At 56.2% G+C, this 15,909-nt stretch carries 16 protein-coding genes; 7 read left to right on the plus strand and 9 right to left on the minus strand.

The genetic code is table 11. From position 1 onward, the window contains the following. Positions 1-26: 26 nt before the first annotated feature. A complete protein-coding gene (locus tag A0W33_RS16815) occupies positions 27-1,037 on the minus strand; it encodes an ion channel (RefSeq protein ID WP_068839253.1) in 1,011 nt (336 codons plus the stop codon). A gap of 219 nt (positions 1,038-1,256) precedes the next feature. Between A0W33_RS16815 and A0W33_RS16820 the strand changes: the two genes are divergently transcribed. Together A0W33_RS16820 and A0W33_RS16825 are read left to right on the plus strand one after the other, a co-directional pair. Continuing rightward, positions 1,257-1,577 carry a four-helix bundle copper-binding protein gene (locus A0W33_RS16820; protein WP_068839254.1) on the plus strand — a complete coding sequence of 107 codons (321 nt, stop codon included), beginning with the start codon at positions 1,257-1,259 and terminating at the stop codon, positions 1,575-1,577. Positions 1,578-1,836: 259 nt separating this feature from the next. Continuing rightward, positions 1,837-2,475 carry a DUF2911 domain-containing protein gene (locus tag A0W33_RS16825; protein WP_068839255.1) on the plus strand — a complete coding sequence of 213 codons (639 nt, stop codon included), beginning with the start codon at positions 1,837-1,839 and terminating at the stop codon, positions 2,473-2,475. A gap of 818 nt (positions 2,476-3,293) precedes the next feature. On the opposite strand, the gene A0W33_RS16830 is transcribed toward A0W33_RS16825, so the two are convergent. Next, the gene (locus tag A0W33_RS16830) at positions 3,294-4,706 is read right to left on the minus strand and encodes a M20/M25/M40 family metallo-hydrolase (RefSeq protein WP_172798133.1); all 1,413 of its coding nucleotides are present in this window, start codon (positions 4,704-4,706) and stop codon (positions 3,294-3,296) included. Positions 4,707-4,945: 239 nt separating this feature from the next. Here A0W33_RS16830 and A0W33_RS16835 point away from each other — a divergent pair, with 239 nt between their 5' ends. Continuing rightward, a complete protein-coding gene (locus A0W33_RS16835; RefSeq protein WP_068839257.1) occupies positions 4,946-6,262 on the plus strand; it encodes a hemolysin family protein in 1,317 nt (438 codons plus the stop codon). 223 nt (positions 6,263-6,485) lie between these two features. Here A0W33_RS16835 and A0W33_RS20975 read toward each other — a convergent pair whose 3' ends face one another. Next, positions 6,486-6,662: a hypothetical protein gene (locus A0W33_RS20975; RefSeq protein ID WP_157578074.1), complete on the minus strand. Its 177-nt coding sequence runs from the start codon at positions 6,660-6,662 to the stop codon at positions 6,486-6,488. A gap of 300 nt (positions 6,663-6,962) precedes the next feature. Here A0W33_RS20975 and A0W33_RS16845 point away from each other — a divergent pair, with 300 nt between their 5' ends. Further along, a complete protein-coding gene (locus A0W33_RS16845; RefSeq protein WP_068839259.1) occupies positions 6,963-7,592 on the plus strand; it encodes an OmpA family protein in 630 nt (209 codons plus the stop codon). 145 nt (positions 7,593-7,737) lie between these two features. Here A0W33_RS16845 and A0W33_RS16850 read toward each other — a convergent pair whose 3' ends face one another. Together A0W33_RS16850 and A0W33_RS16855 are read right to left on the minus strand one after the other, a co-directional pair. Continuing rightward, positions 7,738-7,929: a CsbD family protein gene (locus tag A0W33_RS16850; protein WP_068839260.1), complete on the minus strand. Its 192-nt coding sequence runs from the start codon at positions 7,927-7,929 to the stop codon at positions 7,738-7,740. A gap of 141 nt (positions 7,930-8,070) precedes the next feature. After that, positions 8,071-8,250 (minus strand): hypothetical protein, encoded by a 180-nt coding sequence (locus A0W33_RS16855; RefSeq protein ID WP_068839261.1) that lies wholly within the window; start codon positions 8,248-8,250, stop codon positions 8,071-8,073. 346 nt (positions 8,251-8,596) lie between these two features. Here A0W33_RS16855 and A0W33_RS16860 point away from each other — a divergent pair, with 346 nt between their 5' ends. Next, on the plus strand, positions 8,597-9,202 hold the full coding sequence (locus A0W33_RS16860; RefSeq protein WP_068840209.1) for a hypothetical protein: 606 nt from the start codon (positions 8,597-8,599) through the stop codon (positions 9,200-9,202). Between the two features lie 231 nt (positions 9,203-9,433). Here A0W33_RS16860 and A0W33_RS16865 read toward each other — a convergent pair whose 3' ends face one another. Further along, positions 9,434-10,447, minus strand: coding sequence for an endonuclease/exonuclease/phosphatase family protein (locus A0W33_RS16865; RefSeq protein WP_082815288.1), 1,014 nt, complete (start codon positions 10,445-10,447; stop codon positions 9,434-9,436). Between the two features lie 64 nt (positions 10,448-10,511). Further along, positions 10,512-12,134 carry a hypothetical protein gene (locus A0W33_RS16870; RefSeq protein ID WP_068839262.1) on the minus strand — a complete coding sequence of 541 codons (1,623 nt, stop codon included), beginning with the start codon at positions 12,132-12,134 and terminating at the stop codon, positions 10,512-10,514. Positions 12,135-12,494: 360 nt separating this feature from the next. On the opposite strand from A0W33_RS16870, the gene A0W33_RS16875 reads away from it, so the two are divergent. Both A0W33_RS16875 and A0W33_RS16880 read left to right on the plus strand, forming a co-directional pair. Then, on the plus strand, positions 12,495-13,409 hold the full coding sequence (locus A0W33_RS16875; RefSeq protein WP_068839263.1) for a bestrophin family protein: 915 nt from the start codon (positions 12,495-12,497) through the stop codon (positions 13,407-13,409). Between the two features lie 17 nt (positions 13,410-13,426). Next, positions 13,427-14,080 (plus strand): carbonic anhydrase family protein, encoded by a 654-nt coding sequence (locus A0W33_RS16880; protein WP_068839264.1) that lies wholly within the window; start codon positions 13,427-13,429, stop codon positions 14,078-14,080. A 59-nt stretch (positions 14,081-14,139) separates the two neighbouring features. Here the strand turns inward: A0W33_RS16880 and A0W33_RS16885 are convergent, their stop codons facing one another. Both A0W33_RS16885 and A0W33_RS16895 read right to left on the minus strand, forming a co-directional pair. After that, positions 14,140-14,337 carry a hypothetical protein gene (locus A0W33_RS16885; RefSeq protein ID WP_068839265.1) on the minus strand — a complete coding sequence of 66 codons (198 nt, stop codon included), beginning with the start codon at positions 14,335-14,337 and terminating at the stop codon, positions 14,140-14,142. A 479-nt stretch (positions 14,338-14,816) separates the two neighbouring features. After that, entirely contained in the window at positions 14,817-15,884 is a 1,068-nt protein-coding gene (locus tag A0W33_RS16895; protein ID WP_068839267.1) for a mechanosensitive ion channel family protein, read from the minus strand. Positions 15,885-15,909: the final 25 nt, after the last annotated feature.

Here is a 15,909-nt window from a genome sequence, read left to right on the forward strand (position 1 = left end):
GGGTAGATACACAAAACACATTTATATTATGAGCTATATACTTCCTGCCAGGACCAGCCGTCCATCTCCAGCAGGGAGGAAAGCATCATCTGCCGGTGCCTTTTGTCCGGGGACTGGCTCTGGCTTGTTTCCTCAGCGTTGCGCAGCGGTACTCCCTTCTCCTGCAGTTGCCTCACATCTGTTGTTGGGGCCTGCTGCTTGGGTAAGTGGCCTTTTACGGTTCCCTTCAGCACGTCCAGGTAGGTGTCAAGCGCGGTTTGAAGCATCTCTATGCCCGTGTCATCCTTCACTGCTCCCTGGGGCACCCGGTACCTGAGGAGCCGGTGCGCCTCGTACAGCTGCACGATAGCCGGTATGGCGGCGCGGCCCGGCTTGCTGTTGTGGAAGTAGTGGATAACCGGGTAAGAGTGGTGGTTCATGGTGTGCTGCATCAGCATCTGGCACAGGTTTGAGGTCTTGCCGAAAAAGGAGGAGAAGTCCTTCCCGTTCCAGCCGTTGGCCAGCATCTGCTGGGGTGTTTTGCCCATGCCGCTGATGTAGAGGCTGAGCGTGCTCTGCAGCCCCACGGCAGAGAGCACGGGCACAAAGTAGGTGATGGAGAGCGTAAGGGAGGCGAAGCCGCAGAACGCCGCAGCGCTGGTGACAAGGCGCCACGCATCGCTGGATGCCTTGTAGTCCCCCATGCCCAGGGTGGAGAGGGTAAAGCCGGCGTAGTAGAGCTTCTCCAGGGGCCCGGCACTCACCAGGGTCTTGCTGTTAACGACGGAGCCCGGATCGGACAGCAGCACCAGGAACAGCCCCGACCAAAGGCCGAGGACCCAGGTCAGCAGGATGGACACCAGGATGGCAGGGCCGGAGTAGCTTAGCAGCTTCGATGTGCCGCTTTTCCCCGCCATAAGGAAGAAAACCTTCCATACCCCCTTTGTCACGGCGTTTGTCACCCTACCTCCGCCGCTGGAGGAGAGCGCCGTCTTGATGATGTCCAGTATGATTAAGGTAAATACAAGTATGCCAAGGCACAGGTACAGGATGTTCATGATTCGTGTAGCAACAATGGTTTGTTCTAATCAACGAGGCTGCTGCTGCTTGGGTTAGGAAGCTCAACGGACAAGAGGCGAAGAGAGCAGTCAGAGTGGGTTTTAGTGGGGCCTTGGCGGAAATTATGTAACGAATATCTAAAATTGTATAAAACCCCAGGCGCCTGTTCGGGTATAATACAGCATACATGAACATTTAAACATATAAACATCAGAACTATGAACAAGGACTTGATAAGAACACTGGCCGAGTGCGCCGCCGCCTGTAACAACTGTGCCATCTCCTGCCTGGGAGAGGACGATATCAAAATGATGGTGCCCTGCATCAGGCTGGACCTGGACTGCGCCGCCATCTGCAAGGAGGCCATAGACTACGTGTCGCGCGACTCCCGCTACGCAGGTGAGATCCTGCAGCAGTGCGCCAAAATTTGCAGGGACTGCGGCCAGGAATGCCAGCAGCATGAGGCACAGCACTGCAAGGATTGCGCCGAGGCATGCTTCAAGTGCGCCGAGGCTTGCGAGCAGTACCAAACTGCTTAAGCCTTAGGAATAAACATAGGTAAGGCAAGAGCGCCTGCGATGATCGCGGGCGCTCTTGCTTTTTGAGCCTTATTTCACCTGGTAAGGAGAACTTTTTCCGCCTCAAGGTTTCTGTAGCTTTCCCAACCTGTTGCTGTTCTGGTATCACTACAAGAAGAATTGATGCGAAATACCCTCTTGTAGGGGAGTGCTTTTAAAACTGCCGGTTAATGTGTTAATTAGCAGCCTGAAGCCAATCTACTGTAAGTCAAACCCGCACATGAATAAAGGACTCCACCACTGCCTGTTCGCTCTGGCCTTTTGCTTTTCACTCTCTTCTTGTAGCCAACAGGAGGCAAACCGGGAAGCGCCGGAACAGGAAAACCAACATGCTGCCCATGAAGCCAAAGCAACGGAGGGCACGCTGGCCATACAGGCGCAGTCCGAGCCGGACACTTTGAAAGGGAGCCTGAAGGCCGAGGCACACGGGATGATAGGCCCTGCGCATCTGACCATCGCCTATCATTCTCCAGCTGTGCGGGGCCGAATGGTATGGGGTGGTTTGGTGGCTAATGATCAGGTGTGGGTAACCGGTGCCCATTCAGCCACCAGCTTGCAGACAGACCACCCGATCATGCTCGGTGACGAGGTGATAGAGGCAGGAAAGTACGCGCTGTTCACCATTCCGGGGGAAGAGGAGTGGACGGTAATCATCAACAAAAACTGGAACCAGCATCTTGCGGACGACTATTCCGAGGCAGAAGACGTGGTGCGGTTCAAGGTAAAGCCGGAAATTCTACAGCAGCATCAGGAGCGGCTTCGGTACGAAATCCTATCTCAAGGAGAAGAGCAAGGTGCAGTTGTGATAACTTGGGACAAGCTAAAACTGGCGGTTCCGGTGAGTGCGCCTTCCATATAGACGAGTGCGTGCTGGAGAGGACTAACCCTCTCTGCTGTTTATTACTCTCTTCTACGCCTTGTGGTGTCCCAGAAAAAGGCCGTTTTAGCGATACTGGTAAGCAGTATACAAGTTTTGTGTATAGTGAGTCCCAATTTGCCGTCTCATTAATCAAACCGGTATTTTGATTAATGAGATGAGTTGGTGATACAGTAGAGCGACTTTACTTCTAGAGCATATCAACGAACATTCAATAGAGAGGGGAGGCCAAGAGAATAGGAGCAGGTTGCGCTGGAAGGTGGAAAGAAAAGTAAAGAAACATTAGCTCCCGTTAATGGTCAATTCAGCCTACTTATGGGGAGCGCATGACAGAGATGCGCAGCTTTAGTGTCCGAATAGTGTCCGAAGTACACGAAAGGCCTTCAGGGTTAACTGAAGGCCTTTCGTGTAGAACCGTAGGATTGAATTATCGAACCTTATCCACAATGATTTAGTGGCTGTGGAAACGTATCTTCAGGTAGGAGAGGAGGTTTGAAACACACTCTCTTGTTGAACATAACAGCTGTTATAAACCTCCTTTAAGGACAATCAACCTTATGCTAAAGGCGGAAAAGCTGTAGAGCCTGATAGAACTTTGACCTAAAGCAGCGCCTTAACTGTCAACCATGCCCAATGCGGATCTTTATACAAGCGTGGCTTCTGCACATTAATAATAACGACACTTATGCTCGGCAGAGATAACCGGCTTCTAGATGCATTACAAGTCTAAGAACTTCCTGTTGCACCTGGTGATGATAGCGGGTATTCCGGCTCCGGACTTCATGCCGACTTTGGCTGGCTTATTCGGATTTACCGGCAAGAATACTTCTCAAGAAGTGCCCGTAAACAGAGATTCCTGACTCCAGGGAAGCGACGGGTATGCGCTCATTTGAGCTGTGGATGGTGCGCAGCAGCTCCTCTGTAAGGTAAAGCGGCAGCAACCCATAAGCGGGAACCCCGTGCGCCCGGAAGTGGCTGTTGTCGTTTGAGGCCGGAAAAAGGATCGGCACCACCACCGCGTCCGGGTGTACCCGCTTGACCGCATGGCTCAGCGCATTGAAGAAAAAGCCCTCTGGCTTCGTGAACGGCCCCTCCTCAAAGCCCGACAGGACCTCAAGCTCAATTTCCTTGTTGCCGAGCGTATTTCTAAGTTTGCGCATAAAGCTCCGCTGGGTTGTTCCCGGCAACAGCCGGCAGTCCAACGTGGCTGTCACGCGCTGTGGGATCTGATTCACGCCCAGCCTGGGGTTTGAGATATTGGTGACAGTGGCCGTGTTGGTGACCAGGGCCTGGATGAGGGGCTCCTGCCGCAGGTACCTGCCCCCGAACAGCTTCAGCAGCCACGTGTGGCGCATGGCAACGCCCCTTAAGCCGCTTTCGTGCTTTCCCAGCGCCTCAAACATGAGCTTCGCAGGGTCTGAGAGCTTTATGTCCGGGTCCCGGTCCAGCAGCCTGCCCAAAGCGGCCACCATGGCCTTGTTGGCGTAATCGTGCGGGGGCACGGAGCCGTGACCGGCAGAGGCCACGCGAAGGCTCAGCCGCACCCTGATGCCCCGCTTCTGGGCAATCTCTATTCCAAAGACCTGCCTGTCCGGGGCAGACTTCAATACACCGGAGACGCCGGACCCTCCCTCTCCCAGCACCAGGACCGGGTTAAGTTCCCCTAAGTACCTGTCGGCAACAAGCCCGGCACCAAGCGCTCCCCCTGTCTCCTCCGACGAAACCGACAGCATCGTCACGTTGTAGGGCAGGTCACGGGCGGCGGCAAGCCCTACCAGGTCCGCCACCGCCAGCAGCTGCATGATGGCCATGCCCTTGTTGTCCAGGGCGCCCCTGCCCCACACCATGCCGTCGGCCACGGCCCCCGAGAAGGGAGGGTACAGCCAATCAGCGGAGTTGCCCGCCACGGGTACCACATCCAGGTGGTTCAACAGGATGATATTGGGTTTGCGGCTTTCCAGGGGATAAAGAGAGGCTGTGAAGTTATACGAGTCGGGTGCGGAGGAAAGCACTTTCACATGCAGGCCTTTGCCCCTGCAAAGCCCGGAGAGGAAAACCCCGGCCTCCTTTTCCGATCCCGTCACGGAGGCCAATTGAATGTATTGGTTTAGGAGTGCGGCAGGCTCGGGAAGCTTCGCTGCGCTGCCTTGTGAAAAGGCAGCGGGGTGGCACGCGGCAAGCAGGCAAGTCAGCAAAAAGAGTGTTCGTGTCATATCTTCTTTCCCTTGGGTAAGCGCAGCCGGCGTCAGCGCAAGGGTGCGGCACATTTGGGAAGTTTATGTAACTGCTGCTTCGGGCAATAGGTTTTAAACTCTGCCTTTGGTACTCCCGTTTGAAGCTTTACCCGGTTGTCAGAGTCGGTCAGGGCTGCGGGGGAGCTGTAGCGCCCTATCTACGGGGTACCCGGCAAACAACCTTAGCCCGTCTTCTAAAACATAACAAACCTCTTAAAATGGAGATACTAGTACTAATCGTATTAACCCTGCTGAACGGCTTCTTTGCCCTCTCCGAGCTTTCCATCATTTCGGTCAAGAAGAGCCGCATGGAGCAGGCGGCCCGGCAGGGCAACAGCAACGCCCGTACCGTCATGGACCTGCTCCGGGACCCCGAGGATTTTCTTTCCGCCATCCAGGTGGGCATTACCCTCATCGGGATTGTTTCGGGCGCCTACGGCGGGGCGGCTTTGGCTGACGATGTGGGGGGGTGGATGCGCAGCGTCGCTTTTCTGGCACCGTACGCAGACACGCTTTCCCTGGTGCTGGTCATTGGGCTGATCACCTATTTCACCATTGTCATCGGAGAGCTAATACCTAAAACCATCGCCCTGGGAAACGCTGACAAGATAGCCCTTTCCGTGGCTCCGCTCATCAGCCTGTTCACCAAAGCCACCATGCCGCTGGTCAAGCTGCTTTCAGGCTCCACCAACCTGGCTGTCCGACTGCTGGGGGTAAAGGAGCCGTCGGAGGAGAAGATGTCGGAGGAGGAGCTCCGGCAGATTATCCGGACGGCGGGAAAGCAAGGGATACTAGCCAAGGAGGAGAGCGAGCTGCACCAGAACATTTTCATCTACGCCGATCAGCGGGCAAAGAACCTGAGAACCCACCGCATGGAGGTGGAGTGGGTGGATATCAACGCACCGCTCGAGCTCATCAAGCAAACACTGCAGGCGAGCGCGCACTCAAAGTTCCCCGCCGCCGACGGCAGCATTGACAACCTGGTGGGGGTGCTGCATGCGCGCGACTTTTACGAGTACCTCATCTCAGGGGCGCAGGGTTCCCTGACCGGCATCCTGCAGCAACCGATTTATGTGCCGGAGTCAATGCTGGCCAACTCTGTGCTGAACACCTTCAAACGGCAGAAGCAGTACATGGGCATCGTCATAGATGAGTTCGGCGCCATAGAGGGCGTCATCACACTCCACGACATTCTGGAGTCGATTGTGGGCGACTTGCCGGACCTCGATGAGGTGGTTGCGCAGACAATTGTCGAAAGGGAGGATGGATCCCTGCTGGTCAGCGGCGCTGTCCCCATCCGCGAGCTGAACCGGGAGCTAAGGCAGGAATTTATCCCCAAAGACACGGACGGCTACGACACCTTGGCCGGATTCATTATCCAGTACCTGGACAGAATTCCTGTGGAGGGGGAGAGGCTGGTGCACAAAGACTTCACGATGGAGATTGTGGACATGGACGGCGTTCGCATAGACAAGGTGATCCTGATCAAGCGGCCAACTGAACAAGCAGGGGAGGGGTTAGGGAGCGGTACGTAAGTTCCTGATGCAAATTCTTTATTGAGGAGGTAAAAGGTTGTGGCGCACCTCAGCGTGCCATGTACACAGACTTAGCAAAAGAAGGGGGAGGATAGCCTGAAAACGAAACACTAGTACATTAGGAACACCTTCAGCAAAGCGCCTGTAGTCGGTTCTCAAAAACTGTAACCCGGAAGCACTGCAGGCAGGCACCTCCCGTTTCAAAACCAGAGGAAGAGGGGAACTACCTTCTGAACATCCTGAGTATGAAGTACCCGATGGCAACGATGATGGCAATGATGATGATGGCGGTCCAAAACCCGAATTCCAGCACGTCACCGACAAAGTCACAGCCTGTGAGTGTGAGGGAGAAGGTTAAGAAGAGCAGGCTAAGCAGCCAGTTGAGGTTTAGTTTTTTCATAACTTTATTTATTTCGTTCAGGGACAGACACTTGCCACCCTTTGATATATACCCGCATGGGGCCTGACGGGTTGCATTGCCCAGTCCTTGCGTCGGGCACGGCACATGTTGCAGGGTTAGCGAATAAGGGAGTACCACGAAAAAGGAATCTTTGCGCGCTGGGTAACTAACCTTCACAACATAGCTTTGTGCCTATACTCAATTTACTAATCGCAGATTTAACTATTGAAGGCAGTGGGGCCTCGATAAACTAACACTTAGAGACCCCGTAGACTTTAATAAGACCAAACAAACCAAACTATGAAAAAAAGTACCATCATGATGATTTTAGGAGTTGCGGCTTTTACAGCCTGCAACGACCCGCAGGGAAATGTAGAGAACGATACCATGGCCGATGCGACGGCCGATACAGCCGTTGCTTACCAGGATGAACGCGGCGCAGTAGAAGCTGACGGCGTGCAGATAAAAGACGTTGGAGAAGACTTCTGGGCAGGCATCGACTGGGATGCGCCTGTTGTAGAGGATCCTGAGATGACGAACGCCGGCGTGGAGGTAAGATCAAACAACCAGTACAACATCTATACGATGGATGACCGCGTGCTGTTTGACACCGACAAAGCACAGATACGCTCAGAGGGTGAGCAGAAACTGCAGGAGATCGCGAATGAGATAAAGAACCTGCCGCAGAACGGACAGATCCGCATATTTGGCCATGCCGACGCCCGGGCCAGCAACGAGTACAACAAACAGCTCTCCGAAGAGCGCGCAAGAGCTGTGCAGGACTGGCTTCAGAACAACGGGGGCATCGACGGGAACCGTTTATCAGTAGAGGCGATGGGCGAAACCGAGCCGAGAGCCACAAACGAAACAGCCAGGGGCCGCCAGCTTAACCGCCGTGTCGCCCTGGTGGTAGTTACCCAGCAGCAGTAGAATACTTGCAAGCCAACAGAAAAGCCGCTGATTGAACATCAGCGGCTTTTCTGTTGGCTTGAGGCTAAGCATTTCAAGTGATTCCGGTAAATGGTACCCAGGCTAAGCCTTCTGACAAAGCGGTTGATCTGAGGGGCAGTCCGCCTTACAGGCTGTCAATCCACTCTTTCACCTCGTGCTTTGCCTTGCCGAGCTTCTGCTGCAGCTTGCCCAGCCACTCATCCTGCTTGCCCTCCTCGTAGGTAAGGTCGTCATCGGTCAGGTCGCCGTAGCCCTGCTTCATCTTTCCCTTCACCTCGTTCCAATTGCCCTTTGCTCTATATTCTATCTTGTTCATAGTTGTTATAGTTTGTTTGTATGTGATGTCTTGTTAAAACTATCGCGGCGTGGCCGCAAAAGTTTGACCGCTCACGATCCTAAGCGCTCCGGGCGCGAGTGACGTTTAGCTGAGCAAGATGCTTCTTTTCAAAGACTGCAGCTACCTTCCCCGGAACTTCTTGGCGACGAAGTAAACGAGCAGGACAAGGATGACGATGATGACAAGGGCCGTCCACATACCCAGCTCGAAGACGTCACCGACAAAGTCGCATCCGCCCAGCGTAAGGGTGAACAACAGGAACAAAAGGCTGTAGAGCCCGTTCAGAGATAGCTTTTTCATAGTTTATACTTTTTAACAGTTTTTCTTCACAAGGGCTCTCCTTCTGACTTTCAGTGGGTACCCTTTCTAAAGATACCCTTTTCAGAGGGTGTAGGTTATGCTCCTCCCCCTAAGACGCCCCTTGCCCAGGTCCCTGTGGGCTGGCCAGCAGCTCCAGGTTAAGGCGGCCTTTGACAGGGGAAGCAGCAAAGTTTCCTGCTACGTGCGGGCAGGCTTCCGCAGGGCCTGGGAACGTATAAATTAAACAATTGGGTTTGGCTCCCGTTACTTATAGTACATCACATGCAGCAATGAACATGTCTGCATGTAACTTTTTGTTCCACTTTTCACACTAATGACGAGAACTATGAAAAAGATATTTTCACTTGCAATCATGCTAGCCGCTGGCGCTCTAAGTGCCTCGGCCCAGGTTACGGACGAGGTGCTGGACCGACGGCCGCAGACCACGGCCCCGGTGTCAGGGGAGGCCATCCAGCAGGGCAACTGGCTGGTGGGTGCCGAGATCGGCAACATCGGCCACAACTTCAAATCGGAGACCTTCACGCTTGACTTGGCGCCGCGGGCGGGCTACTTCGTGAGCGACAACGCCGTGATCGGCGCATCAGTGCAACTGGGCCTGTCCGTGTATGACGGCGGGGAGTCCTTCCGCTACGGCCTGACGCCTTTCGTGCGCTACTACTTCCCGGAGGGCGCCGCCCCCACCCACCGCTGGTTTGGTGAGGCCGTGCTTGGACTGGCGGGCAGCTCCGAGGAAGACAGCGACGGTGACGCCATTTTCTCCAGGGTGTACGGCGTAAAGGCAGGGTATGCCCACTTCGTGGCCTCCAACGTTGCCCTGGAGGGAACCCTCAACCTGATCCGCAGCAGCGCTGACATTGACACGGGCAATTCATCCACCGGGCTTTCCCTGGGGCTGGGCCTGCAGGTGTACCTGCCGGGAAGGAACAACTGATAGCCCCTGTTTCCTGCAATCATTGAAGGGCCTCCCTTACCAGGGGTGGCCCTTTTTTGCCCTGGATTCACTTTAGCCGCATGCTTGCGGGTAGGCTAGAGAAGGAGGTTGTTCTAAAATGCGAAGAAGTATGGGAATGACTCCCCTAGAACACCGGCTTCAAGGGAAAACAGCCGCAGGGACATTAGTAGTATGGTTACCTTCCCCTCCTTATTTTCCGGTCCGCCTTCTTTAAATCAGCTTTGTCTCCCTGTGGCCTATCCTGCGCATTATCCGTAGCGAGATGAGGATGGGGAAGTGGTCTGAGCCGAAGCTGTCCAGCCGCTCCATCCAGATGAAGCCGAAGTCGTCAGAGAAGAAGACGTGGTCCAACGGGTAGCGCAGCAGCGGCACCTTTGCGTTAAAGGTGTTGTACATGCCGCGTCCCTGCCTGGGGTCCAGCAGGCCACTGTAGCGCTGGAACAGCTCGGAGGTGCGCGACCAGGCCACGTCGTTCAAGTCACCCGCCACCACGGCCGGGCGGCCCCTCTCCCTGACCCGCCTGCCCACCAGCAGGATCTCGGCGTCCCGCTCGTAGGTGTCCGTTCCGGGCTTGGGCGGGCGGGGGTGCAGCCCGTAGAAGTCAAAGTTATCCCCCGAGGGAAGCATTACCTCGGCAAATACCGACGGCACGTCCGGCTCAACAAGGAAGTTCAACTCCTGCTCCCGTAGTGGAAGTCGGGAGTAAAGAATCATGCCGTAGGTGTTTCCAAGCGGGTGCTTGATGCTGTAGGGATAAGCCTCGCCCAGCGGCTGCAGCTGCCGCTCCCACCAGTCGTCCGGCTCGTTTATGAGCAGTATGTCGGGGTTGTGGCGCCTGACCAACTCCAGAAAATCACCTGCCCTGCGGTTGTCCATCAGCACGTTGCTGACCAGCAGGCTGAAGCTGCGCTGCTCCGTGGCCCGGTCGCTGTCAAGCGCCTGCTTGACATAGAGCGGCATGTAGACGATAATTTTGCTTGCCTGGTACAGGAAAGAGGCTGCCAGCAGCAGGACCAAGCTGAGCTTCAACCTCGGCCTGACCTCCAGGAAAACAACAGACAGCACGAACGCCACCAGGGAGGCGACGGCGACCTGGGTCCTTGGGTAGTCGAACACGCGCACCCACCACTGCGGACCTGGAACCAGGGACAGGAGCGTGGCCAGTAAAGATAGGCCGCTTAGCAGCAGACTAGCCCAACTTAGGACTTTCGATCTGTTTTTCATTGAGTTACTTTATTTTTTTCGCGGGTCGTGCTGACTTACCGCCTGAGGCGCCTTTCGGGGAGGCTCATCGTCTGTGGCCCTCCCGGTCGAAGAAGTTCACCTCGGGCTTTTTGCTGGTCTTGTCCTTTGTCTCCGGGCCAGCTTCGATCCTGGTCCCGCGCGGGGTGTCGTACACCCACGTCTTCCTGCCCCAGCCCTTCACCTTAGAGGAGTCGTAGACCTCGTCCTGCCCGCGGCCGCCCACGATCTTGACCTTTATTCCTTTGTCCGCCTCGCCTGACACGCGGAACACGTCGTTCTCGGCCAGCCCGTGCAGCACGATTTCCTTTGTCTCACCGGGATAAAACACCCTGTGGTAGCGCACCTCCCCATCCGAATCCCTGCGCACCGTCACCTCAGTCTCTCCGCCTTGTAGGCGCCTTACCTCGAAGATATCCTCCCTGTCGGTTCCCACCACAAGCACTTCCTTCGAGAGGATTTTGTAGAATTCCCGGGCCGCCTCGTCCAGCTTGTCCCTTCTGCTCTTTAGCTTGCGCACCATCTCCTCTCCCTGCTGGCGGTATACCGGCTCCGGCAGCCTGAGCACGGCCCGCTCGATCACTTCATCGGTGATCTGCTGCTGCAGCACATGGGCGATGGAGTCGAACTGCGCCCGCGTGAGCTCGGGCATGGCGCGGGCGTCGATAAAGGCGGAGTTGACCATGAGAGCCTTCACGTCGCGGTAGTCGGCGGTGAAGCTCTCAAACTTGCGGAAGGCCCACCTGCGGCTGAAAAGCCAGGAGAACAGCCCGTCTCCGAAGCGGTAAAAGGCGTTGTCGCGGTCCTTGGGGATGGGGCGGTATAGGTGCTCCCCGTTCTCTTTATACTCGGCCCACTCCCACTGGCCCACGTGCCGGTCCCAGTCGCCGATGAGCAGGTCCAGCAGGCGCGCTCGGGCGAAGGCCTTCTGGTCGATGAAGTGGTCGTCCTTCCCGTAGCGGTGGTTGAGCATCTTGTTGGGCCCCGCGATGTCGTGTGCACGCTCCAGGTCACCGACCAGTGCCCGCTTGTCGTTGTACTTCTCCTCGAGCATGTAAAGCTGGTCGCTTAGCCTTTGCGCGTGCTCGCCCAGCGCCTCCTCCTCCGGCAGGACGTACACTAGCCGCGGGGTGGCGTGCGGTAAGCCCGCCGCCTCGGCGAGGGGGGCCACCACCAGCGCCCCATAGGGGTTGAGCGCAGAGGCCTGGTCCCGCACCAGGTTAGCCACGAAGGTTTTGCGGAAGGGGAGCGGGAGCACCTTCTCCGAGCGCTTGTCCACTGTGCGCAGGGAATAGGTCATGCCGTCCCCGCCCTCCATGGCCGCGTTGATCGTCTGCATGCCCCCGCCGATCTTCTCCACCTCCAGGCCGCCCTTTGCTGTGTCCAAGTCCAGCACGGGCACCCGCACCGGTGTGGTCCAGGCCTTGCGGTTCCTAGCTCCCCAGAGCGTCCGGTGCAGCAGGCCGCGCCCGTAGTGGCTGCCGGCCTGCACCGTCACGCTGTCCACACCGCCCGCGCCGCCCCTGAGCTGGCGGTAGGCTTCAGGGTCTGCGACGGGGGTGTCGGCATAAAAATTCTTCTTGGCGCAGCCAAAGGGGAGAAGTAACAGAAAAAGGGAGAACAATATGTTGGATGCGCTTGGAGTGCGCTTGTTTGTGTCGGTGCTCATGCTGTTTATAAACGATGCTTGGCGGAATTGTTTTCTTTTAACTCACCGCTGGTTGTGAGTGCCTACTTTAAAAGCCTTAAGTTGAATGCAGACATAACCTGCATCCTTGACTTGGGGAATGGACAGTAACACAGAGGGTTTGGGACGGCTTCTCCGCTGGCCCCGCGCAACCAGGTTTTCGTGTCGTTTTCCTGCTTCGGATTAAAAGATAAACCCGGGGTTAAGGCCAAAGGTAGGCGGTTAATGGGAGGGGCGTGTCCTACTATAGACGTATTTCCTAGACTACGCATGGGCAGCCATAAAAAAAATACGAACCAGTTAATTTATTTTGGGGTAGACTGTAAGAAACGACCATTAGGCATGCTGATAGAAAAGAGAATCCCCAAGCGCTATATTTTCAACAAAGTGAAATACGACTTGCTGCGGGTGTTGCTTTTTTCGGTTGCCTTTCACCTGCTGAAGCACTTTTTCTCCGAGCACCTGCCCCATGTCCCGTTCCAGCTGCCCGCCATCCTGGGCACCTCCATCTCTTTGCTGCTGGCTTTCAGGCTAAACCAGTCGTACGACCGCTGGTGGGAGGCCCGCAAGGTGTGGGGTGCCATCGTGAACGACTCGCGCTCCCTGGTTTTGCAGCTGAAGGCCTTCATCAAGGATGACTTTCTGCACCTGGAGGAGGGCAATATTCTGCTCCGCCGGATGGCCTACCGGCAGATTGCCTGGTGCTACTGCCTGGGCCAGTCGCTGCGCGGCCTGGAGCCCGTTTCCCAAGTGCAGGAGGAACATTTGCCGGCGGAGGACCTACGCTTTATCAAGGGGCAGAGCAACAAACCCTACGCGCTGCTGATGCGGCACATGGTCGATCTGAAGTACCTGCACCAGCAGGAGGCAATAAACGCCTTCCAGCAGGTGCAGCTGGACAATACCCTGGTCCGGCTGTGCGACTCCATGGGAAAGGCCGAGCGCATCAAAGGCACCGTCTTCCCGGTCACCTACAGTCTGTTCGTGCACTTTTTCATTTACCTGTTCCTTGTCGTGCTGTCGCTGGCGCTGGTGGAGACCATCGGCATCTACGAGATCCCGGTGCTGATGCTCATTGCCTCCACCTTCTTTCTGCTGGAGAAAACTTCTAAGCACCTGCAGGAGCCCTTCAGGAACAAGCCAACAGACACATCGGTCACTGCTATCGCCCGTACCATAGAGATCAACATCAAGCAGGTACTCCAGGAGTCCGACGTGCCGCAGCCGCTTGCCCCGGAGGAATTCTACATCATGTAAACCATAACCGACAACATATGAGAACACACACAAAAGAAACGCAACAGAGTTTGACGCCCGACAAGGCCCTGCTGTTCCTCAAGGAGGGAAACCAACGGTTCGTGGGCAACCTGAAAGCCAACAGGAACCTGCTCCAGCAGGTGAACGAGACCTCCGAGGGACAGTTCCCCTTTGCCACCATCCTTAGCTGCATAGACTCCCGCACGTCTTCCGAGCTTATATTTGACCAGGGGCTGGGGGATGTTTTCAGCATCAGGATAGCGGGAAACATACTGAACCAGGACATACTGGGCAGTATGGAGTTTGCCTGCAAAGTAGCGGGGTCCAAGCTGCTGCTGGTGCTCGGGCACACCCGGTGCGGCGCCATATACGGTGCCTGCAACCATGTGGAGATGGGTAACCTGACGGCGCTGCTGGAGAAAGTGAAGCCGGCCATGGACGCCGAGCGGGAAACACCGCCGCAGGAAAGAAACGGGGGCAACGACAAGTTCGTCTACAACGTGACGGTCAACAATGTGCACTGCGTGATCGACAGGGTCAGAAGGGAAAGCCCGGTATTGGCAGACATGGAGAAAAACGGAGAGATAAAGATAGTGGGCGGCCTGTATGATGTGGAGACGGGGCAGGTAACCTTCTACGGGGAAACTGACGAGGGAGGACAGCCCGCATAAACAGTGCGGAACGGCGGCAGCGGTTTTGTGGCAGCTGCCGGCCGGTAAATCAGGGGGTGCTACCCGAAGGCAAACTGCAGGGGCAGCAGGAGGTACGCCTTCTGGATGGCCGAATGCCTGCGCAGCAAGTCCATTAGGGACTTCTCGGCCTTGTCCGACAAGTCCAACTTCTGCTCTATGGATCCCGTCGCCGATGAGATCTCCAGCGTTTTATCAGTTGACAGGAAAAACAGCACGCAGAACACGGCCAGGCTCACAGAGGAGAAGGCTACGCCCTCTGGTCAGTTTAGAAGCAGTGACACCGGCGCAAGCGTGAGCGCCGTGGCCATTCCCACGACCCAGGATGCGTTTCTGCGGTGCACAACCTCACACCCGTAAACCTGCTTAAGAAAAACATGATTCCCGTAAGTTGGGGGGATGTCACTCGTTTTTTGACTTACCCTAAGGTTTGTCAGGATCAGTTCTTGCTTGGGTGTGATCAGTAGTATCTTTTCTCCTTCAAGTAGCTTCATAGCGTTGGTTTTTGCAAAGCAAGCCTTTCGCCCCACCCGCTGTTTGGGTCAGGTAGCACATGGCAAAGATTGATGGGCCCTGCAGCCCGGGGCCTTGCTGTTGTGGCTGTACGGCACGTTCGCGACTGTTGTACTTCCCTTACAGGAACCCTGATGCCAAGGTTGTATCAGGTTGCGCTGTTATCAAGGGAGCGGGGAACCAAAGGCAAAAGAGGCGCAGGGGCTTACCGCATATTGGTCTTTGGAAACATGACCTTGTCGGGCTGGCGCCTGAGCTCCTCCATCATCCTGGTGAAAAGCCTGCCTTTCACCGCGCCCGACTGCTTCGGTTCCACCAGGTAGCGCACCGTCACCTGAATCCAGGTGTTGTCGTGGGCGCTGAAGGAGACGGATCCTCCCGCACGCACCTCCACCTCATCCACAGGCGTCTCCAGCAGGATACTCCGGTAGAGCTCCACCCGGTGGGCCATCTCCGGCCCGATGCTTTCCTGCACGACTTTTTTCAACGTATCGGCGACCCACCCCAGGTCGCTCTCATAGGATACGAACAGCTTTATCTCTTTCCAGATGTAGGGGAACAGCGGCCAGGAGTAGTTGATCACATAGTCACTGAAAACCCTGGAGTTGGAAAAGCGGATGATTCTCCCGCTGGGGTGGTCCCCGGAGACGTAGTCGCCGCTGAACTCCCAGAGGGTCGTGTCCAGGTACCCCAGCTCAATCACATCCCCCGTGGCATTGCCGATCTTGATGCGGTCCCCCACCTCGTAGGGCTTCCGGACAAGGATGTAAACCCAGCCGAAGAAACTTGTGATGGGGTTCTGCAGCGCCAGGCCCAGCACCAGGGAGGCCACCCCCAGCGACACGGCGGCAGCGTACCAGTTGGCAAACAGTATGGAGACGAAGATAAGGAAGATTAGCAGGGAGACGGCAAGGTCCATGATCCGCCCCAGGTTGTAGCGGGTGGCTGCGCTTTCCAGCCTGCGCTCCAGCAGGAAACGAATCAGGCGGGCAGCCGCCAGCACCACTGCCGTCAGCATGGTGCCCGCCATCAGGTTCTGCAGTAGCGGGAGGTAACGGCTCCTGATGGGAAAGGCCTCTAGGCGGAAGAGGTAGTAGAGCACACCGGCAACCAGCAATAGGGCACCGTATACCCAGAGAACCGAACGCTCCCGCCCAGCGGTTATGGGAGCGCCCTGGTGCCCGTCCCTCTTTGGCCGGTACTCCCCAAGTGCCTGCCGGACACGCGGGTTTTCCCGAAGCGTCTGGGCTTCTGTTACCTTTCTTTTCTCCAATTTCCTTGAATCCTGTCTTTGCCCT

This window comes from Pontibacter akesuensis (assembly GCF_001611675.1).
Lineage (GTDB): Bacteria > Bacteroidota > Bacteroidia > Cytophagales > Hymenobacteraceae > Pontibacter > Pontibacter akesuensis.